Genomic DNA, 21744 nt, shown 5'->3' with positions numbered 1-21744 from the left:
GATCGGCCTACTTGCGGCGGCGAAGCGTGGCGCGCCGGCCGCAGCAGGCGGCGGCCACCAGCAGCACCGCTGCCGCCGTCGGTTCGGGCGCCGCGCCAGATGCCCCATCGGCGCCGGCGCCGTAGTTGGCGAGCCAGACCTGGTAGTCGCTCAGGCCGAAGACCGTGCCGAGGTTGTCCCGCCACACGGTGTAGTCCGCCGCGTCGACGAGGCCGTCGTTGTTGAAGTCGCCGGGCGAGCCGCTCTCGAAGGCGCCCAGGTCGGGCGCCAGGCCGTAGAAGTCGAGCCCTGCGTCCTCGCCGGCGTCGATCAGGCGGCTGCCGGGCGCCAGGCGGAGGAAGTCGATCTCGGGCAGGCTGCCGTCGGGCTGCCTGGGCCCGTCGACGCCGGTCGGGTCGAGGCTGAGGAAGTCGGCCGGCGAGATAGCCATCCGCAGGTTCCAGGTGTTGGCCTCGTCGTCGATCAGGTCTTGGTTGGCGTTGGCCAGGTTGGTCCCGTTGGCGTACGCGATGTTGTTGCGGAGGTAGTGGTCGGCCGGCCAGTTCTCGACGTCGACATCGTTCAGCAGGTCGAACCCGCGCGGGTTGTCGAACGCGGTGTTGTTCACCCAGTCGATGCCGCCCGGGTGGTGGTTGGCGTAGAACCCCTGCACGCGGTTGTCGAACGCCACGCTCCCCTGCACCAGGTTGGTCGGCACGTCCTCGGGGTCGGGGAAGCGGCTGGAGTCCAGCAGGAAACCGCCCGCCTTGATGCCGGCGCCGTTCCCTGCGGGCGTGTTGGTGTCGGGGATGTAGCCGTTTCGCCAGGCCCACGAGTCGATCAGCTCCACGCGGCCCTCGGAGTTGATGAAGTCGTAGCCGTCGTCGCTGTTCTCCCAGGCGCGGTTCCCGATGAACACGTTGCCGTCGTCGTTGCTGTGGCTGCCGAATCCGTCGGCGTTCTCGCCGCCGCGGTCCGGGTCGTAGTTGTGGTGCGAGTCGGTGTTGAGCACCAGGTTGTTGCCGCCGTTGACGATGAACAGCCCGGGGCCCTCGTTGTGGTGCAGATTGAGCCGCTCGAAGATGTTGAAGTCGCCGCCCGACCCCTCCACGCGGATCGCCCACGACTCGTTCACGTTGGTGATGGTCTGCTGCACCCCGCGGAGCTCCAGCCCGCGGAAGTGCAGGTAGTCGGCCTGCACGCTGAAGCCGCGGATGCGTTCGGTGGGCAGGTACTGGCTGAAGTCGAAGACGGGCGTCTCGCCCGGGTAGGCCCAGTAGTTGATGCGTTGGCGGGGCGCGCCGCTCTTGTTGAACAGCACCGCGTTCTGGCTGGCGCCCTGCCCCGCTACAAAGTTGTACTCTCCGCCGCGGATCCAGACCGTGTCGCCCGGCGCGGCCGCCTGCTGGGCGCGGGCCAGGCTGCCAAACGGCGCGGCGAGCGAGCCGGGGGCGCCGTCGCTGCCGGTGGGGGCGACGTAGTACTCGGCAGCCGGGCAAGCGGCTGCGAAGCCGAGCAGGTTCAGCAGCAGTGTCAGCGCCGCTAGCCGTTGGGGGTGCAGCATGGTCGTGGCGGGCGGTGCGGAGAAACGGACGGCGGGGCGCGGCCGTCACGCAGAAGAGCAGCCGGGTGGCGCCGCTCCCTTAGTGTACCAGCGGGCCGCGCGGCCGGAGTTGTCTTGGCGCCCGGATTGCGTCGATCAGCCCTCGCCGGTCAACCGGCGGGCGACCCGTCGGAAGCGGGAAACCCCGGTGGCGGCGGTCAGACCCGCCGCGGCGATCAGCGTCCAACCTGCCGCCACCCGCACGGCCAGATCGCCGTACAGGGTGATCAGCGTCGCCCCGGTGGCCGCCAGCATGATGGCGGTGCGCAGGTAGGCCAGCAGCGTCCGTTCGTTCGCCAGCCGGGTCCTCTCTACCGCCAGCGAGTCGCGCAGCGGAGTGGCGGGTTGGTCCATGGCGGCCTCCTGTGCTGGCTCAGACTGCCCGCCGCTCAGCACATCACCAGGTCGGGCTTCTGATTGAGGATCTGACTGCGGATCGAGGTGAACTCCGCCGCGTCTGCCGAGTCGGACTGGCCGCGCTCGCACACCGCCACGTTGGTGCAGTTCTGGAACAACAGCTCGACGCCGAAGTGCCGCTCCACGGCGCGCCGGATCGCGGTGCCGGCGAGCATCCGCAGCAGCTCGCCGCGGGTCGGCTCGTCCATCGGCTCGGCGCCAAACGCCTCGAGGGAGGAGCCGGTTTCGTTGCGCCGCTCAACCAGCGACTCCACGATGCGCCACGCGTTGGGGAGCGACTCGCGGATCACGGCCACAAAGTCCTGCTCGCTGACTTCGCCCTCGATCGCCTGCTGGACCATGGGGGCGGGAACGGTTAGCGACATACATAACTCCTCGTCCTGAGTGATGGGCAGAGCCTGTGCGGCGCGTGGTTGTCAAACCCCCACGGCGAGCCTAATACTGGGCGAGCCGCTCGGGGCCGTCAATCCCCGCGCGGCTTGTTCCCCGAAGAGATGAGTCGAGACCAGACATGCCCGCGGACCTGCAAGTCGTTGATCTACGATCCGTGGAGCCGCCGCTGGCGGAGTCGCTCGCCGGGTTGCTCAGCTCCGTGTGGCCCGACTCCAGCCAGACGTTCGACGAACGTGTCGCCGGGCTGCTGCACGACTGGAAGTCTTACGCCGGGCCCGCGCAGCAGTTTCCCCGCGCGTTTGTCGTGCTGGAGGAGGGGCAGCCGATCGCGCACGCGGGGCTCGTCCCCCGAGAGGTCCGGGCGCCCGGCCATGCCGTGACGGTTGGCGCCCTGGGCGGCGTGTGTGCGCGGCCCGACCGGCGGGGTCAGGGCCTGGGCGTTGCGGTGGTGCAGGCGTCGTTCGCGTTGGTGGATGAGGGCGTATTCCCCTACGTGCTGTTCCAGAACTACCGCGACTACCAGCCGTTCTACGAGAAGCTGGGCGCCCGTGTCATCGACAACCGCATCTACAACTCGCTGGCAGAGGACCCGCAGGCCAACCCGTTCTGGGCCGACGTGGCGATGGTGTACGCCGGCGGGAACGACTGGCCTGAGGGCGACCTCGATCTGGGCGGTCCCGGCTACTAAGAGTGTGCGACTGCAGTGGTGGGATCTCGCTTGTTGGCAATGCCAACGAAAAAGCCCCGGCATGGCTGCCGGGGCTTTAGGTGTCGTCGTAGTGTGCCCAGCACTGGCGAGATTGTGCTCGCCGGCTGGCGGTTCGCCTACTTATCGGCGGCCAGCTTCAGCGCCACCAGGTAGGGCACGGGCTCGCTGCCCAGCGCGTTGAGCACGGTGCCGCCGGCGGTGAAGCAGTGGGTGACCCAGTCGTCCTCGCCGTACTTCTCGAGCGCCTTGCCGCCCTCGCCGCCGCCGACGTAGACCTCCACGCCGGCCTCCTTCATCCGCTTCAGCTCGGGGATCCAGGCTTTGGTGCCGGCCTCGAACTTGGGGTCCTCGAACACGCCGAACACGCCGTTGTGGAACGCCACGGCCTTGCCGCCGGTCCGCTCGATGAACGCGCCGACCGCCTGGCTGAACGCCTCGATCGACTTGGGGCCGATGTCCAGCTGCTGGTCGGTCGGCGACAGCTCGTCCTTGACCGAGCCGTCCTCGACCACCGAGTCGCACGGCACGGTGAAGGTGATCCCCTTCTCGCGTCCGTCGGCCACGATCTCCTTGGCCTGCGCCACGCGGGCTGGCGGGATGTACCACGGCTCGCTGCTGTTGGCGGGGTCCTCGGCCGCTCCCAGCGAGACCGGCTTGCCGTCGAGTTCGCCGATCGCCTTGCGGATGGCCATCGCCAGCGATCCGGACGCGAAGATCTGCTTGATCGTGCCGCGGGCGATCATGGCCTCCATGTCGTCTAGCTTGTCGATCTTGATGCCGCTGAACACGGCCAGGTCGGTCTTGAGGCACTTCTGCATCGGGCCGTTGAACTCGCCGGCGGCGTACTTGCCCAGCGCCACGCGGTCCATCGCGGCCGGCACGACCACGCTCGACGCGTCCAGGCTGCCGGCGCTGAACGCCTCGTTCACGTAGACGGTTGAGAGGTGCTCGGCGATGCTGTTGGCGAAGGCCGCCAGCTTGGGCGCCAGCGCGTCCAGGTCCTCGACCTTGGCCTTCCACAGCACGCGCTCGATGTCGTACGCGCGGGTGTTCTCCAGCACCATCACCGACCCGGGGTCGGCGGCCTTGACCGCCTCGGCGGCGGACAGCTTGATCTCGTTCGTGTCGGTGTCGACCCAGTCCTTGATCAGCGGCACGTTCTGGCCGAGCAGCTCGCCCAGCCGGGCGGCGACCTTCTCCAGCGAGCCCTCGGGCTTGCGGCCGATGTGGCCGAAGACCACCTGCTTCCACCCCTTCTCAACGCCGTGCTTGAGCGTGTCGACCATCGAGCGGAGGCGGATGTCGCCCTCGCCCACCTTGTCGCCCGGCTTGGCGTCCACGTCACCGCGGACCAGCACCACCGTGCCGGCGGGCACATCGGCCAGCGAGTCGAGCGAGGGCGCCGCCGCCAGGTAGTCGCCCAGCGTCAGGTCGGGCGCGGCCTCGCGGCCTTTGACGATCTTCTCGCACCAGGCCTTCATCTGGTCGGTAGAAACGGTGGACATGGCGGGTACCTCGGGGTCGGGAGACGTGCGGTTGGGGTGTGCGGAATCGGCCCGCAGGCGCCCCTGCGGGGGGCGGCGCCGGGGGCCGTTGGTGGGCGCCAGGCAGGGCAGGACAACCTAGCACACCGCGGGCCGGTTCGACTAGCGTCTCGGCGGGGCCCGTTGACCCGCGGCGCCGGGGGCGGGAAAATTGACGGGCTGCGCCCCAGCCGGCGGCGCGGCCCGTCCCCGCGACCCCAGCCAACGCCACCCCACCATGCCCACCGTCCTGCAGATCGAGGCCCCCGGCGGAGAGCCGATCGAGCTCGACCGCGAGTGCGTCGTCCCCCGCCGCCTGGACGAGACGCTCCGTCCGCTGGCCGGCGACCGCGCCCGCGCCGCCGTGACGAAGGCGCTGCAGCAGCCGCTGGAGTTCCCGCCGATCGCCGACTCGATCGTGCCCGGCGACACCGTGGCGGTCGCGCTCGGCGAGGGCATCCCGGACGTGGCGTCGGTGGCGTCGGGCATGCTCGACGCGATCGTGCAGGCGGGCGTCGAGCCGGCGCGCATCACGCTGGTCGCCGCCGCCAAGTCCGACGCAAAGCGGGTCCGCCAGGCGGTCGACGAGGCGGTCGCCGTGGTGCGGCACGACCCGACCGACGAGAACGAGCTCTGCTACGCCGGCGTCACCCGCGAGGACGACGTCTCGCTGCTGCTGAACCGGGCGCTGTTCGAGGCGGACCTGACGATCCCGGTGTCCCGGGCGTCAACGCCCGACGACCCGGCCAACCGCGGCCCCTACGACGGTCTGTACCCGGCTTTCTTCCACATCGACTCGGTCCGCGCCCTGCGCGGCAGCGGCGACGAGCGGCCCGAGTGGTGGCGCAACCGCACCAACGAGGCGGGCTGGGTCATCGGCGCGCCGCTGGTGGTCCGCGTCGCGCCGGGCGAGGGCGACCGCGTGGCGGGCGTGTACGCCGGCGAGCCCGAGGCGGTCGAGCACGAGTCGAGCCAGGCCGCCCGCCGCGCCTGGGTCCGCATCGTCGAGCAGGACGCCGACCTGGTCATCGCCACCGTGACCGGCGACCCGGACCGCCAGACCTGGGACGACGTGGCCCGCGCGCTGCACGCGGCCGACCGGGTCGCCGCCCCCGGCGCGCCGGTGGCCATCTGCACGGCGCTCGGCCAGAAGATCGGCAAGTCGCTCGCGCGGCTCCGCGGCGCCGGCGACATGGACCAGACGCTCCGCCGTCTGGCCAAGGACGCGCACCCCGACACGCACGCCGCGCGGGCGATCGCCGACGCGCTGACGCGGGGCCCGGTGTTCCTGATGAGCCGCCTCGGGGACGACCTGGTCGAGGACCTCGGCATGGCGCCGATCGGCGGCGCGGCCGAGCTGCAGCGGCTGGCCGACCGGTTCGACCGCGTGATGCTGCTGGAGCACGCGCAGCATATCGAGATCACCGACCGCGAGGAGGCCTGATGCAGTCCCACACGCCCGACTGGAGCTCGCTGCGCGTGACGGGGCCCGACGCCGCCTCGTTCCTGCACAACCTGTGCACCAACGACATCAAGAAGCTGCCCGAGGGCGCGTGCTGCGAGGCGTTCTTCACCGACGTGAAGGGCAAGATCCTGGCGTCGACCCTGGTCTGCCGCGGCGCGGACGCGCTGCATGTGGTCGTCACCTCGCCGCACGCCGCGGACCTGGCCGCCCACCTCGAGCGGTACCACATCCGCGAGGACCTGGAGCTGGCGGTCAGCGAGGCCTACCCCACGCTGTTCCTCGAAGGGGCGCCCCCCGACAGCGAGCTATTCGAGGCGCCCACGCTCGGCGCGCGGCTCTGCTTGGACGACTCGTGCCTGGACACCATGGTGCGGCTCTCGGCGCCCGCCTTCGAGGTGTGGCGGATCGAGCGCGGCTTCCCACTCGACCGGGTGGACGTGGACAGCAGCCGGCTGCCGCAGGAGGTGAACCGCGACGCCCAGGCGATCAGCTTCACCACGGGGTGCTACCTCGGCCAGGAGACCGTCGCGCGGATCGACGCCCTGGGGCACGTGAACCGCAAGCTGGTGAGCCTGAAGTTCTCAAGCTCTACGCCGCCCGGCGTCGGCGCCGAGCTGACGGCCGACGAGAAGCCGGTCGGCGTGGTGACCTCCGCGTGCAACTCCGACCGCCTCGCGGCCCCGCTGGCGCTCGCGTACGTCCGCCGCGAGCAATGCGACCCGGGCACGCGGCTCCGCTCTTCAGCGGGCGAAGCCGAGGTGTTGGCGGGACCGGCGGTCGCCATCGACGGGTAGCAGCCGCGGCATCACCCTCCGCCCGTCGTCCGTTGCGAAGCGCAACCTCACGACGAGGACCCCGCAGGCGGCGCCGAGCAGCAGCGCGGCGGGCTCGGGCGCGGACGCGGCGACCGGCGTCGGGACCGCGGCGCCGTAGTTCGCCCGCCAGGTGGCGTACTGGGCCGGTCCGATCGGGCCGCCGTCGGAGTCGTTGGGCAGGGCGCCGGCGGGCTGCCCGAGGTTGTCTCGCCACCGCGTGTAGTCGGCGGCGTCGACAACGCCGTCGTTGTTGTAGTCTCCGCTCAGCCCGGACGTGATGGCGCCGGAGAGGTAGTCGACCAGCCTCACGGTGCTGGCGTCGTACTCGACGACAAACGACCCGGCGGCGCCCGACAGCCCCACCCGCGCGCCGTTGGCGGCGTTGTCGAACTCACCGCTGATCGCCCCGGCTGCCAGCAGCGTGAAGACATCTGTCGGGTCCGGCGTGAACCCGTTGATCAGGCTCACTTCGAGCGTGCCGGCCAGCGTCGCCACGCCCGTCGCGATCGTGACGTCGTAGTCGGCGGCGTTGGGCCCGCCGATCTCGACCGCGAAGACCCCCGTGGCGTCGTTCTCGAAATCGCCCGCCACGTCGATCTGACCGGCCGACGCGCCAGCGCTGTGCACTCCGCGGTTGATGTACCGGCCGCCGGGCGCGGCGAGGGTGATGGTCCCGTTGCCGGCGACGACTCCCCCTTGCTCGTTCACAAACTCCAGCCCGTCGACCCGCAGGTTGACCTCGCCCCCCGGCGAGTTGTCGAACCGCAGTTCACCGTGGTTGGTGAACGAACCGGCCGAGACGATGGTCCGCACGCCGATGACGTTCGCCTGGAGCGTGACGCTGGTGTTAGCGCCGACGCCCCCCGAGATGTTGGCGCCGCCGTGAATGAACGAGGCGACGCCGGTCGCGGCGGGGTCGAGGTTCAACGACGACGCGCCGGCCACCTGGACCGCCGAGCCAACGATGTCGCCGCCCGCGTAGTTGACGGTGGAGTCGACCACGGTCACGCCCCCGTTGACGATGCTCCCCGCCTGCTGGGTGAACACGCCGCCGCTCACGGTCAGCTGGGCGCCGGCGCCCAGCTCCATCGACCCGGTGTTCACCAGCCCGGTGGTCGTGAGCATCACGCCCGGTTCGACGATCAGCGCGCCCTGGTTCTCGATGGTCCCAGTGACGCGCGACCGCAGCCCGTTGGAACCGCCCGGCACGACGCGGAGAGTCCCGGCGTTGGTCAGCGTCGCGCCCCCCTGCAGCACCAGCCGCGTGTCGGCGAGCCGCGACCCGACCAGTTCGATCACGCCCTCGTTCAACAGCGAGTCGGGCGCGGTGAGTTGGAAGAAGTCGCCCGAGTGCCGCAGCGTCTGCCCGCTCTCGAGGTCGCCCGAGAAGGTCCCGCCCTCGAAGTCGAACGTCATCGCGCCCGCGCCGGGAGCCAGGTTCAGCCGCGCGTTCTCGAACCGCACGACGCCCCCGCCCGTGATGGTCCCTCCTGTGTGGTCGAGCGTCGCGTTGTTGCCGAACTGCCACTCGCCGTGCAGCGTGGTGGCGCCGGCCGTGTGGTGGAACGCGCCGTTGGCGGCGACCAGCATCTGGGAACCAGCGACGAACAGCATGGTCCCATCGTTCGACCCCTCCGAAGCAAGGTCGAGTGCGCCGCCCGCGCCGACCGTGACGCCCGCCGAGTTGGCGACCGCCGTCGCGGTGAGCGTCACGCCCGGGTCAACGATCAGCTGCGACTGGTTGACGATCCTGCCGTTGACCCGGCGCTGGTTCCCCTGGGGCGGCGCCATGACCGCCCGCACCGTGCCCGTGTTGTGCACCTCCCCCCCGCCCATCACCGTCAACGTGGACTCCACGAAGGTGTCGCCGCGCAGTTGCAGCTCGCCCGCGTTGGAGAACGAGTCGGGCGTGACCAGCGGCTGCGAACCCTGCTGGGACACGAGCTGGCCGGCGGCGATGTCGCCCACCAGCACGCCGCCGCTGAACGCGAACGCCCCCTGCCCCGCCGTCGGGGCAATGCTGAGCGTGCTGCCCACGAGCGACAGCGGGTTGCCGGTGTTGTCTCCCGCGTCGAACGCGACCTGCCCGTCGCCGATCTCAACGGCGCCCTGGTTGTCGACCGTGCCGCCGTCCAGCACCAGGCCCACGCCGTCGGCGAACGTCATGAGCCCGCCCGCGACGGTCTCGAGCGTGCCGCTATTGGTGACCGTCGTCCCGGGGCCGGCGAACTGGAGCGTGGCGCTGTTGTCCACCCGCACCACGCCCGTGGCCCGGTTCAGCACACTGGCGTCGATGACGCCGATGTTGCTGACCCCGTGGATCAGCCCCTGCGAGTCGAGCGCGCCGCCGCCGACAACCACCGTGCCCCCCTGGAAGCCGAGCTCGCCGCCGGGACCGATGGTGAACGCGTCGACCGCGGTCAGGACCGCCCCGCCGATCAGCAGCCTGAGCCGCGCGCTGAGCTGCTGGGCGCCGAGGGTGACCTCGCCCACCGTGTTCGCCTGGCTGAGCGTGACCGTCTTCCCGGCCAGGCTGATGAACGCCCGGTCGTCGGCGCCGTCGGGGGCCTGCGGCGTGAGGAAGTTGGGTTGGAGGATCCAGCCGCTGTTCCCGGTGACCGGGTTGTCGACGCCAAACCAGTCGAGCGTGTCGGCCGTGGCGCTCCAGGAGAAGTCGAGCCCAACGGATGGTTGAGGCCACAGAGCGGACAGTAAAGCCCCGGCCATCAGCGCCGCGCGCGGCCCGCGGGCGGCTCTCTCGAGCGGGTTCATGATGAGCCTCCGGAGGACGTGGGCGCCCCAGGCAGCATTCCGGAGCCTAGCGAGTTCGCCGGAGGAAGTCAAAAACGCCGCGTGCGCGTCTGACGCCGAGTCGCCGACTCCGCGCGCGTCGGCGATTGCCAGCGGGCGGGTGGTGATTCAAGCGAGCCACCGACGACGCGGCCGAGGTCGTTCCCGCTCAGGCTACCGCCACTGCTCGCTGCGGATCGCCCAACGCTCGTGGTCTCGCCACTTGCCGCCGATCTTCAGGTACCGGGGAGAGTACCCCTCCTTCGCGAAGCCGAGCGCCGCGACCAACGCGAGGGACCGCTCGTTCTCGGGCTGGATGTTGGCCTCCAGTCGGTGCAGCTTCTCGTCTCGGAAGCAGCGCCCGATGACGCGCCTGAGCCCTTGTCGCATCAGGCCTTGGCCGGCGTGCGGCACGAACGCGTAGTACCCCAGGTAGGCGGACTGAAACACGCCGCGGACAATCTCGTTGACGTTGACCACGCCGACGAGTTCGCCTGCATCCTCCAACGTGACGAGGAAGCCGAGGCGGTTCTCCCTCCGCAGCGACTTGAGGTACTGCCGGTACGCGTCCGAGCTGGCCGGCGGCGAAGCGAACCCGCGGTGCAGCGTCCGGCTCCTGCGTACCGCCTGCAGGAATGGCGCCTCATGTCGCAGCGCGGGCTTCTGGAGCGTTACCACGGGAGTATCGGGGCGCCGGTTCATTCATGTTTGCGAACGGTTATGGTCGCCCCATCCTACCCGCGGCGATTCGCCCGGCGCCACAGCTAGACGAGCTAGACGTAGCCTTCAAGCCTGCGCTGGCTTTTTCGACCGATGCACCTACCAGCCACGCTTGGCGGCGTTGAAGTCCCACGCCGGTTTGGAATTCAGTGTTAAAGGTTCCGATTGCTAGCAACGATGGATGAGTGCCACTGTCCGGCTTGTCCGGCAGTGCGAACCCGGTACCCACTTCACACTCCCAGGCGAGCTGGCAGTAGCACCCGGCGCGTCCCATTCGGATCCCGCTGACGACTGTAGCCGAGCTATGTCCCAGCAAACTTGGCTGTCAGCCATTTCTGGATTCCCGGAGTCGATTGCGATGATGTTCGCAATTCAACCGGCGGCGCGTCTGACGAACAGTCAAATTCTAATCGTTCACCGTCCTCGGGAATGAAGACCTGCTGTCCGGAACCTGCATCGTCCATGATCTGCCTGAGCCTGAGTCGAGTCATAAGACAATGATCGATGGCCTCCAAATGATTGAAGACGACCTGTCCCGAAGCCATTTTCGCCAGCTCGATGAGTTCGGCTTCGCTGAACATCAAATCTTTGCCGATGCCAAAATTGGCCGTCCCGGCCGGAGCGATGATCACCTGGGGCCTGAGTCTCTCGATGGCGGACTTGACCGTGTCTGTCAACACCGTGTCTCCAGTGATGTAGACCGTTGGTTCATTTGGGTGAGCCAGGTAGTAACCGGCGACCGGGCCCATCAGCCATCCGATCATGCCATGTCCATGAATGGCTGGAACGACTTCAACCGATAGATCGCAGGAGTCTTCTGTGATGATTCTGGCATCCAATCCCTTGCGTCGGAGATTCGGGGCATCAACGCTGCTGCACCAAACCTTCAATCCGCGAGACTTGATCCACTCGATGCCCGACTTGTCCAAATGGTCCGGGTGTTCGTGCGTGATGAGCACCGCTGTTGCCGATTCAATCAATTGGTTTACATCATCCGGCAAGGCGGTGAGCGGATTCTTGCGTCGCTGACCGCGGAACAAGCGGAAGCCCGCCAGCGACGAAGGGGACGAGAGCATCGGGTCAACGAGGATGCGATGATCGCCGATCTCCAAGAGAACGGTGGCATTTCGGATCTGCGTGATGTTCATCGATATTACCAAAGCATCGGGTATCGTTCCTCGCGAATGAACCTCTTGATTACGCTTCCCCTCGTCCTGGATAGTTATTCGGGATGATGTATTTGAAGCCCGCGATCAGCTCCTCGATACTCGGCCTCGTAAACGGCATGGTCTGAATCGAGGCGGCGTACAGTTCGCCGTCGGGTCGCACGATGAAAAGGCCCGGTTCGCTGAAGAGTTCGGGTTCGTCCGGCTTGATGCTCTTGGAAACGTAAAGTCCCCACTTGCGAGCATCTTCTATGGAGAGACCGTATCCGATCGGCAGGTTACCGATTCTCCATTCTTCTTTGCTGCGCGTCGCGCGTTCTTCGGAATCGCTGCTGATCGCGACCGCGTTAATGCCGAGTGCCGACAGTTCGTCGAGGTGTTGATCGATGCTTCCCAGATACTTGCGGCAGATCGGGCAGTGATAGCCGCGATAGAAGAACACGAAAGTGAAGTGTTCCGGTGACTGTTCGCTGAGCGTCCAGTCGGAACCACCGACGGTCTTAACGGTCAGCTCAGGGACCTTTGCTTGTGGTTTAAGCATTACTTTTCCTGTGGTGATTTAATGTTTCATAAATTCTTCAAAGCGTCGGTGATTGGCGTTTCACCATTGATGAACTCGAACGTCGAAGCGACCGTTCTTGCTTCCGAAAGCGACGCGGCGATGACTTCCGCTACGTCTTCGCGACTGATTTGGGCATCGGTGGCGTTGAGAGTGTCGCCGGTCTGGATCTTGGCTGTGCCCGGCTCATCATTGAGATGGCCCGGACGCAGGATGGTGTAGTCGAGCCCGCTGGCTGCCACATACACATCCGCTTCATGCTTGGCGTGCAGATATCGTCGCAGGTTCTCCGGTCCCTGCTCCGGCCGTCCTGCGTTGATGGAACTGAGCAATACGAAGCGACGGACTCCAGCGCTGTTCGCAGCATTGCAGAGATGGATCGCGCCGTCTCGATCGACTGCTTCCACCGCCTTTCCTTTGGAGCCCGCTGCGAACACGACCGCATCTTGTCCTGCCACCGCGGCGTCGAGAGTTTCTGTACGTGTCACGTCTGCCAAGACCGCGCGGGCGCCGGTTTGCGTCAGGTCATCCCGCTGGTATTCAGAACGAACGATCCCGGTCACTTCATGCCCGCTCACGATTAGCTTGTCGACTAGGAATCGACCGACTGCTCCCCGCGATCCGGCAACAAGAATCTTCATGGTTATCTCTCTTTTGCTTTATTCGCGATCCAGGACGATTCGATAGCGTGCCTTGCCGCTTCGTAGACGTTCAAATGCATCATTGACTTTGCTCATTGGGAAGTGTTCGTTGACCGGGGCGACGTTGTGTCGAGCGGCGAAGTCAAGCATCTGCCGGATGACGACTGGTGCTCCGACAGGCGACGAGCCAACCGAGAGCTGCTTGAACATCATGTCTGGCAGGACATTGATATCGAGCGGTTCGGTGACCGCACCAGGCATCATCAGACGACCGCGTGGCTTCAAGGTTGCGAGGACCGAGTTCCAGTCGAGGGGAACATTGACCGTGGACAACACGAGATCGAATCTGCCCGCTGCGGCTTTGATCGCTTCGGGGTCGCGTGAGTTGATGGTGTCGTGTGCTCCCATGTCGAGCGCTTCCTGACGCTTGGACTCGGAAGTGAATGCGGTGACGTGGCAACCCCACGCGGCAGCGAACTTCAGGCCCATGTGGCCAAGTCCGCCGATACCGATCACGCCGACGCTGTCGGTTGGAGACAGCCCAGCTTGGACCATAGGATTGAAGACAGCGATCCCGCCACACAGCAGCGGTCCCGCTTCGCCTGCATCAAGCGCGTCCGGAATCTTGATGACACTGGGAGCTTTCGCACGAACAGTATCGGCGAAGCCGCCATGTCGTCCAGCGATCGTCGGCTTGGCGTCAGAGCAGAGGTTGTGGTCGCCACCCATGCACTCATCGCACATCATGCAGTAGCCGGCATGCCAGCCAAGGCCAACACGATCGCCGACTTTCACGTGGGTCACATGATCGCCCACGGCTGACACTTTCCCGATCACCTCGTGACCGGGAACGAGCGGAAATTGGGCCATACCCCACTCATCGTCCACCATGCTCAGATCGCTGTGGCAGATGCCGCATGATTCGACGCTGATGTCCACTTCGTAAGGATCGATGTCGCCAAGTTCAAACTCAAATGGTTCAAAAACTCCCTTGGCTCTCGTGACGGCATAGGCTTTGACGGACATTTGTTTGCTCCTGTGCGATATCGGTGACTGGTGATTCAGGCGACAGTACCACGATTCGGTAGCTTGCCAAGCTCGGCGGCCAGTGGACCGCCAAGCTTGGAGCTACGAACTGCTGAGTCGGCTCACAGAGAAGTGTGGTCCTTGTCGAAGACGCTGATCAGCTTCTGGTTCACGAATTCCATGATGCCGAGGTCTGCGAGTTCACGGCCGTAACCGGACATCTTCACGCCGCCCATCGGCATGCTGGCATAGGTCCACGAAATCTGATTGACAAAGCACGTGCCCGACTCAATCCGCTCCGCAACACGGCGTCCGCGTTCGAGGTCGTTGGTGTGGACTGAGCCGCCCAAACCGAAGTCGCTGTCGTTCGCGATCCGGATTGCATCCTCCTCGTCCTTGGCGATGTGGATGATGGCGACAGGACCAAACAGCTCTTCGCAGTCTGCGGGAGATCCCTTCGGAATGTCGGTCATGATGGTCGGCTCGATGAACGCGCCGTCACGATTGCCACCGACGAGAATCTTGGCGCCTGCTGCGACCGAATCGTTGATCTGCTTTTCGAGCTGAATCGCGGCCTTCTCATTGCAGACCGGGCCGTAGCCGGTAGCTTGATCCAATGGATCGCCGGGCTTCAATTCAGCGAACCGCTTCGTCGCGCGGTTGAGGAACTCTTCAGCGATTGATTCGTCGAGGATTATCCGCTTAGCAGCGATGCAGATTTGGCCTGCGCACAGCAGTTTGCCGATCATAAATCTTTCGATGGTGGCGTCCATATCGGCGTCGTCAAGCACAATGAAGGGATCAACACCGCCGAGTTCCATCACCGTCTTCTTGACGTTGCGGCCGGCCTGTTCGGCAACCGCGGCGCCGCCCTTATTGCTCCCCGTGAAGGCGACGCCCACGACGCGGTCGTCGTCAATAATGCTTCCGGCGTTGCGAGCCGAGAGTTGCAGATTCGTATGCACCCCCTCGGGTACTCCGGCATCCTTGAGCAACTGGTCAAACGCCTCGGCAGACTGCGGCACGTTCGAGGCGTGCTTAGTGAGAACGACGTTGCCTGCCATCAACTGCGGAGCAGCCACGCGCGACGGCTGATAGAATGGGAAATTCCACGGCTGAATGCCGTAAACGATGCCCAGAGGCTGGTTGACGAGAGTCCCTTTGCCTTCCGCCGTGTCGTATTCCTTTGGAGCGAGAATTCTCTCACCATTGTCCGCGTAGTAGTCGAAGATCGTGGCACAGAGGTCGATCTCCGGGCGTGCGTCTTCAATCTTCTTGCCCATCTCCAGCGTCATGATGGTCGCCAGTTCCTCGCGACGCTCGCGAAGCAGCTCAGCGACGCGACGGAGAACGCCAGCACGATGCTCGAAGCTGGTCTCGCGCCATTCGCGAAACGCCTCATCGGCCTTCGCAATCGCGGCATCAACTTCTTCAGGTGACATCTCGTCGTAAGTCTTCAGGACCTCGCCGTTGTACGGATTCACGGACTTGAGCGTCGGGCTTGCTGCAGTTGCTGTCGCGGCCATTGGGACCTCCTTTTTCGTGGGAATACAAAGGCTTTCGGGCATCGAGCCCACCGAGTCTACCAACTGGTAGGTAGAATGCGCATTTGCCGCTTGCCTGTCAACCAACCAGTTGGTAGGATTGTTGCGTGAAAGAAAAAATCCTCGAAGCAGCTGAATCCTTGGTCCAGAGCCGCGGCCTAAACGCCGTGACGTTCCAGGACCTGGCGGACGCTGTTGGCCTGCGAAAGCCGAGTCTTTTCCACCACGTCAAGAACAAGGAGGAGTTGACTCTGGCGCTGATTGACCGCTGTAGCACGAAACACGGGCCTAGGTACGCTGCAGTCGTCGAGAGAGACGCTCGTGCACCCGAGAAACTGCGAGCGGTGGCCAAGATTTTTGAAGACGGCCTGAAGGAAGGACGACCCTGCCTCATGGCGGCCCTGGGAGGTGGGATGGACTCGCTTTCAGAGGATGCGGCGGGTGAATTGCGAAAAGCGGCCGAGGGAGCAATCGGGCGCTTCGAGATGATCTTCGCTCAAGGACTAGAGGAAGGTTCTCTCGACTTCGAAGGAGATGCCAAGCACGCCGCGATGACATTTTTTGCCATGCTGCAAGGCTTGCAGTCTCTCTGCCGGGCCAAAGGCGAACCTCGGGCGTTCAAGAAGGCTGCTGCCACCTTTATCGACTCGATTGCAGTTGAGTAGTCGGATAGTGGTGGGTAGCGAAGAGCCTGCTGTATCGGGCTGAGGATGCATCGGCCGCGGCGCCGGAGGGCGGCAGCGAACTCGCTGAGGTTGTCACAATCTCGGTCAGATTCGGGACGCCCGAAAGTGCACCGGCTTCATCGTCCTGCGCGGGGTCTAGGCGGAGGCTCAGCTAGTCGCTCCGCGGCAATGGTGCTGTATGGTTCCAACTCAGGCGCGGATTCTTGTAGAAACCGGCCACCTGCTGTGATCCAATGAGGGGTGGTCGGCGGTGTGCTCTTTCAGCGGGCGGGCTCAATGCGGGCGGCGCCTGTGGTGGCTGCTGCGCGGTTGGTTTGCGTGGCGGCGGGCGGCGGCGTGTTGTCCGATTGGTCCCCTGGTGCGGACGCGATCGGACACAACTCTGGCGGCCTTTTGGGGGGCGCTTCGAGCAACTGATGAACTGAAAAGCACTTACGACAATCCAGGGAGAGATAGGCCCCGAGTTTTGTCCGCTTCGCTCGTGTTTTTGGACAAAACGAATCGGACGGAACCGATTCAGCACAATCGAAAGGAGAGCCGGATGGAGTAGCTATCCCAGGAGGGGTCGGGCCTGGGCACGGTCGGGCCGCGGCTAGGCTGCGTTGGGGTTGTCGGCGACGGCGATCGGTCGGGCAGTGGCGGCGCTGAGCCAGCCCTGCGCGCGGGCGGGGAGGTCGCCGTCGGAGGGGATCTGGCCGACCAGCGTGTACGCGCGGGAGGCGAGCGACTGCTCGAGCCGCGTGAGCTGCGCCCTGAGTTGGTCGAGCAGTTCCTGCTGCTCGGTATCGGTCAGCGGCCGGCTCTGCAGCTGCACCTCGCCCTTGGTGCGGACCCGCCGCATGCGGACCAGGCGTGCGTCGACCGCCTTGTAGAGGTCGTTGTCGATGAACGCGCGGCGCAGGCGGCAGTCGGAGGTGAAGTGCAGCGCCGGGTCCTCGCCGAAGTAGACGCTCGCCGCTCCGTTCGCGCGGAACCCGATCACCACGTGCTCGGCGAGGTCCTGCACACGCAGCTCGCCGCGCACGACCAACGCCCGTGCGTCGCGCAGCAGGTCTTCGCGGGGGATCTCTTGGCGGGCCATACTGTAGAGTATGGCGGATGCCGCGTGGCGGCGGAATCGGCCGTGGCCTAGATGTGCCACGCCTGCGCGAAGGCGGGCGTGGCGGGCGGATGGCCGGACCGGCAGATGGCGCGGACCTGATTGCGGACGCGGAACACGGCGTCGATCACCTCGGCGTCCCACTGCCGGCCGGCACCGCTGTGGAGGATCTCGTCGAGCTTCTCGTCGGGCATCCCCGCGCGGTAGGGCCGGTCGCTGCCCATGGCGTCGATCGAGTCGGCCACGGCCAGGATGCGGGCCAGGCGGGGGCACTCCTCGCCGGTCAGACCGGCGGGGTAGCCGGTTCCGTCCCAGGCCTCGTGGTGGTGCAGCACGATCGGCAGCACCTCGTCGAGTTGCTTGATGCCCCGCAGGATCCGGTGTCCCAGCTCGGGGTGGGTTTTGATGTGTTCGTACTCGGCCTCGGTGAGCCGGCCCACTTTGCGGAGCACCTGGTCCTCGATGCCGATCTTGCCGATGTCGTGCAGCAGGCCGGCCAGGTAGAGGGTTTGGACCTCGGCCTTGCCGCAGCCCAGCTCCTCGGCCAGGCAGACGGACAGCTCGGCGACGCGCTCGCTGTGGCCCGACGTGTAGGGGTCCTTGGCGTCGATCGCGGAGCTGAGCGCGCGGACCATCGCGGAGAAGAACTCCTTCTGCTCCTCGAACAGCCGGCAGTTGCCCGCGTGGACGCCGAGGATGGCGGCCACGCTCGAGACCAGGCTGGCCTCGACGGTGCCGAAGGCCCGGTCGGAGTCGGCGCCGGTGTGGTTGAACGCCAGCACCCAGCCGAGGGTGTGGTCGCCGTTGCGGACCGGCACGCAGATCAGCTGGCGCACGCCAGGCGCCGGCCAGTCGCCGCTGGCGGTGTCGGTCGCGTTCAGCACGACGCACGTGTGCCGGGCCTGCGGCCCGAGGCGGTCGAGCAGCGGGGGCAGGTCCTCCGCCGACAGCCGGGCGGGGCCGAAGCTCTGCGCGATGGTGAGCGGCGGGGTTTGCTCGTCGGCGTCGGCGCGGTGCGATTCGCGGGGGAGGTTGGCGATGACGATGCCCTCGACGGGCACGACGTCGGCCAGCCACTGGATGGCCTGGCTGCCGAGCTCGGCCTCGGAGCTGGCGATCGACAGCCGCTCGGTCAGCCGGTGCAGCATGTTCAGCTCGTCGAACGTGCTCAGCAGGTGCGACGAGACCTCCGCCATCCGCTCCCGCTGTTCGGCGGCCACCGCGTTCTGCACCGCGGCGACGGTGAGCGCCTTGGCGAGCTCGATCACGCCCCGCGGGTTCCACGCCTCGCGGGCGAGAGCCCACTCCGCGGCCTGGGTCGGCGCGGCGCCGAGCGCCTGGGCGGCGGCGGCGAGTTGCTGGTCGTCGTAGTCGGTGGTGGTCAGGAAGGTCGAGACCGCCACCCGCTCCGACGGCGTGTCGTTCAGGTAGAGCGGGACCGCCAGGGTGATCAGCGGCGCGAAGTCTTCGACCAGTTCCGGCACGCCGGACCGCGCCACTTGGTCGAACAGCGGCAGCCGCGCGTGCACGTCAAACAGCAAATCGCCCGGCGACGTGTGGTGCACGGTGTCGTTGGCGGTGTCGAGCACAAAGAACGACTGCCCGAACGCCTTCTCCAGCCGCCGCACCAGCGGCTCGACGTCCGGCGACTCGGCCCACGGCGTGGGCGTGCCCGGCGGCTTGCTGGCCGGGAGCGCGGGGTCGGCGGGAGGTGCAATAGAGCGAGGCACGACGGCACAAGTGGCGGGGTGGGGCGGGGTCCGCGTCCGTGGGACCCATCAGAAGCCTACACCGCGGCGTGTGCGGCACCGGGCCGGGCGGGCATCCGAACCGCTTTCGGACGGCTCGGCCTGTCGGTTGGGAGGGGGGTGACGGTGCTGCGGCCGGCGGCGTCCGGGCTCAACCCTTTTAGCCCCGCCGCTGGCGGTACCGTCGGCTGGCGCGCTGGAGGATCCGCCGGTCCTCTTCGGAAAGCGCCTCGGCGCCCTGAGTGTGCAGCCTGGCGAGGATGTCGTCGACCACCTCGTCTTCCTCGGGGCCCTCGAGCGGGTCGAGCTCCTCGTCGGCCGCCAGCAGGCCCTGCGGCCGCCACTGTTCGTCCGGCGCGGATTCAAGTGCGATGCCTGCCTGACGCGACGGCGCGTGCTTAGCGCCAACCGGGCGGGGGGCGCCCTCGAGCAACCCGCTCAGCGCGACTCCCGGCGTTCGCGAAGCGTGAGCCAGCTCGTGCTGCGAACTGCAGACCACCAGCAGGCCGAGCGTGCCAAGCAGCGTGCTAGCCAACGCCGCCAAGTCGGGGGCGGCCTGCAGCACAATGACCGCGGCCGCCACCAGCGACCAGCCGATCACCCGCGCCAGTTGGGCGACGAACACATCGGCCGACGTGCGGCCCAGCATGGGCCACAGCAGCGCCCGCAGCGCGGGGCCCGCATCGAACGGGAAGCAGGGGATCAGGCTGGACAGGAACATCAGCCAGTTGACCCACAGCGCGGACTTGAGCGCCGTGGCCGCTGGGGGGCCTGTCAGCATCCCGGCCGGGAGCGTGAGCGAGAACACCTCGGCCAGGTTGTTCGTGGTGTAGGCCAACGCGCCGGCGGAGATCACTACTAGCGTCAGGTTGACCAGCGGGCCGACCATCGCCACCAGCAGCTGCGCCTCGGGGTCGGACGCCACGCTCGGCAGCCGCAGCCCGCCGATGGGCGTCAGCGTCAACGGCTGGGTGGCGCCGTGCAGGCGGTAGGCCGCGACGCGGTGCGCGGCCTCATGCAGCATCGCGCTCAGCAGCACCACGCCAAACAGGATCGCTCCGCCCACCGGGTTGCTGGTGGCCGTCGTGGCGGTCACCACCACCGCCACCACCAAGAGCGACAGGTGCAGCCGCAACGGGATCCCGCGCCAGCTGCCCAGCGGCAGACTCCATCGTTCGGTGGACTCACCAAACATCACTCGCTCCAGGGACCGCGTTTCGCGCCGGGAAGTTAGGAAGGCAAGGTGGTGTTCACGGCTCGCCGGGCTGGGCCACGGGACGCGCATCCGCCGCAAAAACCCCAGCGTATCATCGTATCAAGACGCCAACAGCTAGGCAAATATTGCGCCGTGCTGGCGCCCTCCCGGAGTACCCGCCGCCTCTTCCGCCCGCATACACTATGGGGCATCCCCCCTGCCCCGCCCACCACCAGCTTGGCGGTTAATCCCCAGCCAGACCGAAAGCCGTGCAGCCAACCGAACCGACCCCGCCCCCGGTCCGCCGAGGCCCGCCCCGCTTCTCGCTCCGCGGCCTGCTGCTCGTTACGGCCATCGTTGCGATTGCGCTCTCCCACTGGCGGACGTCACACGAACTCCGTTGCGTGCGGACCGAACTAACCACCGCCCGCAACGAACTGCACTACATCGACGCCCCCGACAACGACCACCTCTACGCGGTCGAGCTGCCCGCCTACGACTCGATGGTCTGGCGGTGGCGGCTGCAGCTCCCCGCGACCGGCCGCTACCGGATCGCCTGGGCGCTCTCGTCGGAGATCCCCGAGTCGGGCATGCCAACCGGCGGGGTCCACTACGCCGAACCCTTCCGCGACAACAGTGGCCAGCCGCTGCCCGGCGGCGAGCCCTTCATCTTCAACTTCGCGCTTGCCAAGGCGAGCCAGGACCGCTGGGCGCTGACCTACGGGCCCGGCAGGCAGATCACCACGCGCTACCTTACTGACCCTCCCGGGTGGCTCGAGGGCAAGACCGACGTCGGCTGGGGCGGCCGGGTCGCCGGTTCGGACGGCACCGTCACGGTCGAACCCGATCAGCCGCTCGTGCTGCTGCGCCACCGCAAGAGCAAGCAAGTCCCCGGCGGCAGCACGGTTGAGATGAACCCCACCGACGGGCTGATGGTCTGGGTCGAGGCGGTCCCCTAGCCACGTTGCCCATGAAGCACGGCAATCGCTGCGGCCCTAATTCTTACTGCGGATCGCGTCGACCAGCTCCTGCTTGTTCATCTTGCTCCGCCCCTCGATCTGCAGCTCAGCAGCGCGGTTGCGGAGCTCGTCGACGGTCCGGTCCTCAAGCCCCGTGTTAGGGTTGCCGGTACCTTGGGTCGTCTTGTTCGGCGTCCGGCCCTCACTGCGCCGCTGCTTGTTCACCGTGCGGGCGGCAATCTCTTCGGCACGTTCCTCGCTCTTGCCGCGCTGCTGAGCATTCTGCTTGATGTGCTCGTACTGGCGTTCGTCTTTGTCACTCCAGGCGGGGGGCATGCTGGGCTCCTTAGTTCGCGGAAACCAATCGGACGATCCGCAGAGGGAGCAACCGCTATGCCAATTGGCGCAGTTTCGACCCAACGCCGCAGGGCGCTGTCCCGTGAACTGAGAGACAGCCTAAGCGGCTCCGCTTGGCGCCATACTGTCCGATTCGTTTTGTCCAAAAACACGAGCGAAGGGGACAAAACTAGCTCTGTAGAAATCTTATCGTTGCTAGCTAAACCGTAGGTAGTGTTGTTTTCGTACGGTGTGGGTGCGAACGACGAAGTCTCCCATCGCGTTGCTGCTTGCCGCCCACGAGCTGGGTCGTCGGACGGTGCGTCGTTACTGGCATCACCGTGCCCCGAAGAAGTTCACGCTCCCTCAGC

General features: G+C 66.7%; 20 protein-coding genes. 5 read left to right on the top strand and 15 right to left on the bottom strand.

The window, feature by feature from the left end:
• Positions 1-7: 7 nt before the first annotated feature.
• The 3 genes from KOR34_RS19480 to KOR34_RS19470 all read right to left on the bottom strand — a co-directional run bounded on the left by KOR34_RS19480 (position 8) and on the right by KOR34_RS19470 (position 2364).
• The gene (locus tag KOR34_RS19480) at positions 8-1543 is read right to left on the bottom strand and encodes a right-handed parallel beta-helix repeat-containing protein (protein WP_146567355.1); all 1536 of its coding nucleotides are present in this window, start codon (positions 1541-1543) and stop codon (positions 8-10) included.
• A 135-nt stretch (positions 1544-1678) separates the two neighbouring features.
• Entirely contained in the window at positions 1679-1936 is a 258-nt protein-coding gene (locus KOR34_RS19475) for a DUF202 domain-containing protein (RefSeq protein ID WP_146567353.1), read from the bottom strand.
• Positions 1937-1971: 35 nt separating this feature from the next.
• Complete coding sequence (locus KOR34_RS19470) at positions 1972-2364, bottom strand: SCO5389 family protein (RefSeq protein WP_146567351.1); 393 nt, start codon at positions 2362-2364, stop codon at positions 1972-1974.
• Between the two features lie 146 nt (positions 2365-2510).
• Here KOR34_RS19470 and KOR34_RS19465 point away from each other — a divergent pair, with 146 nt between their 5' ends.
• A complete protein-coding gene (locus KOR34_RS19465; protein ID WP_146567349.1) occupies positions 2511-3080 on the top strand; it encodes a GNAT family N-acetyltransferase in 570 nt (189 codons plus the stop codon).
• Between the two features lie 137 nt (positions 3081-3217).
• Here the strand turns inward: KOR34_RS19465 and pgk are convergent, their stop codons facing one another.
• A complete protein-coding gene (gene pgk, locus KOR34_RS19460; protein WP_146567347.1) occupies positions 3218-4606 on the bottom strand; it encodes a phosphoglycerate kinase in 1389 nt (462 codons plus the stop codon).
• Positions 4607-4862: 256 nt separating this feature from the next.
• Between pgk and KOR34_RS19455 the strand changes: the two genes are divergently transcribed.
• Together KOR34_RS19455 and ygfZ are read left to right on the top strand one after the other, a co-directional pair.
• A complete protein-coding gene (locus KOR34_RS19455) occupies positions 4863-6068 on the top strand; it encodes a lactate racemase domain-containing protein (RefSeq protein WP_146567345.1) in 1206 nt (401 codons plus the stop codon).
• Positions 6068-6883, top strand: coding sequence for a CAF17-like 4Fe-4S cluster assembly/insertion protein YgfZ (gene ygfZ, locus KOR34_RS19450; protein WP_146567343.1), 816 nt, complete (start codon positions 6068-6070; stop codon positions 6881-6883). Before KOR34_RS19455 ends, ygfZ begins: the two co-directional genes overlap by 1 nt.
• Here the strand turns inward: ygfZ and KOR34_RS19445 are convergent.
• The 7 genes from KOR34_RS19445 to KOR34_RS19415 all read right to left on the bottom strand — a co-directional run bounded on the left by KOR34_RS19445 (position 6830) and on the right by KOR34_RS19415 (position 15332).
• Entirely contained in the window at positions 6830-9676 is a 2847-nt protein-coding gene (locus KOR34_RS19445) for a beta strand repeat-containing protein (RefSeq protein ID WP_146567341.1), read from the bottom strand. The genes ygfZ and KOR34_RS19445 overlap by 54 nt on opposite strands.
• A gap of 192 nt (positions 9677-9868) precedes the next feature.
• On the bottom strand, positions 9869-10372 hold the full coding sequence (locus KOR34_RS19440) for a GNAT family N-acetyltransferase (RefSeq protein WP_197531598.1): 504 nt from the start codon (positions 10370-10372) through the stop codon (positions 9869-9871).
• A gap of 344 nt (positions 10373-10716) precedes the next feature.
• Positions 10717-11562 carry an MBL fold metallo-hydrolase gene (locus KOR34_RS19435; RefSeq protein WP_146567337.1) on the bottom strand — a complete coding sequence of 282 codons (846 nt, stop codon included), beginning with the start codon at positions 11560-11562 and terminating at the stop codon, positions 10717-10719.
• Between the two features lie 49 nt (positions 11563-11611).
• Positions 11612-12121 carry a peroxiredoxin-like family protein gene (locus KOR34_RS19430; protein ID WP_146567335.1) on the bottom strand — a complete coding sequence of 170 codons (510 nt, stop codon included), beginning with the start codon at positions 12119-12121 and terminating at the stop codon, positions 11612-11614.
• 26 nt (positions 12122-12147) lie between these two features.
• A complete protein-coding gene (locus KOR34_RS19425; RefSeq protein WP_146567333.1) occupies positions 12148-12780 on the bottom strand; it encodes an SDR family oxidoreductase in 633 nt (210 codons plus the stop codon).
• A gap of 18 nt (positions 12781-12798) precedes the next feature.
• Positions 12799-13806, bottom strand: a complete 1008-nt coding sequence (gene ahr / locus KOR34_RS19420; RefSeq protein ID WP_146567331.1) for an NADPH-dependent aldehyde reductase Ahr — start codon at positions 13804-13806, stop codon at positions 12799-12801.
• A gap of 122 nt (positions 13807-13928) precedes the next feature.
• On the bottom strand, positions 13929-15332 hold the full coding sequence (locus KOR34_RS19415; RefSeq protein ID WP_146567329.1) for an NAD-dependent succinate-semialdehyde dehydrogenase: 1404 nt from the start codon (positions 15330-15332) through the stop codon (positions 13929-13931).
• Between the two features lie 125 nt (positions 15333-15457).
• On the opposite strand from KOR34_RS19415, the gene KOR34_RS19410 reads away from it, so the two are divergent.
• Positions 15458-16015 carry a TetR/AcrR family transcriptional regulator gene (locus tag KOR34_RS19410; protein WP_146567327.1) on the top strand — a complete coding sequence of 186 codons (558 nt, stop codon included), beginning with the start codon at positions 15458-15460 and terminating at the stop codon, positions 16013-16015.
• Positions 16016-16628: 613 nt separating this feature from the next.
• Here KOR34_RS19410 and KOR34_RS19405 read toward each other — a convergent pair.
• The 3 genes from KOR34_RS19405 to KOR34_RS19395 all read right to left on the bottom strand — a co-directional run bounded on the left by KOR34_RS19405 (position 16629) and on the right by KOR34_RS19395 (position 20078).
• A complete protein-coding gene (locus KOR34_RS19405; RefSeq protein ID WP_146567326.1) occupies positions 16629-17117 on the bottom strand; it encodes a hypothetical protein in 489 nt (162 codons plus the stop codon).
• Positions 17118-17164: 47 nt separating this feature from the next.
• Positions 17165-18865 (bottom strand): HD-GYP domain-containing protein, encoded by a 1701-nt coding sequence (locus tag KOR34_RS19400; RefSeq protein WP_146567324.1) that lies wholly within the window; start codon positions 18863-18865, stop codon positions 17165-17167.
• Between the two features lie 178 nt (positions 18866-19043).
• The gene (locus KOR34_RS19395; protein WP_146567322.1) at positions 19044-20078 is read right to left on the bottom strand and encodes a metalloprotease; all 1035 of its coding nucleotides are present in this window, start codon (positions 20076-20078) and stop codon (positions 19044-19046) included.
• Between the two features lie 269 nt (positions 20079-20347).
• On the opposite strand from KOR34_RS19395, the gene KOR34_RS19390 reads away from it, so the two are divergent.
• Positions 20348-21037 (top strand): hypothetical protein, encoded by a 690-nt coding sequence (locus KOR34_RS19390; RefSeq protein ID WP_146567320.1) that lies wholly within the window; start codon positions 20348-20350, stop codon positions 21035-21037.
• 36 nt (positions 21038-21073) lie between these two features.
• On the opposite strand, the gene KOR34_RS19385 is transcribed toward KOR34_RS19390, so the two are convergent.
• Entirely contained in the window at positions 21074-21373 is a 300-nt protein-coding gene (locus KOR34_RS19385) for a Rho termination factor N-terminal domain-containing protein (protein WP_146567318.1), read from the bottom strand.
• Positions 21374-21744: the final 371 nt, after the last annotated feature.

Source organism: Posidoniimonas corsicana (genome assembly GCF_007859765.1).
In the GTDB taxonomy this organism is placed as follows: Bacteria; Planctomycetota; Planctomycetia; order Pirellulales; family Lacipirellulaceae; genus Posidoniimonas; species Posidoniimonas corsicana.
This window is presented reverse-complemented; position numbering and strand designations above follow the sequence as displayed.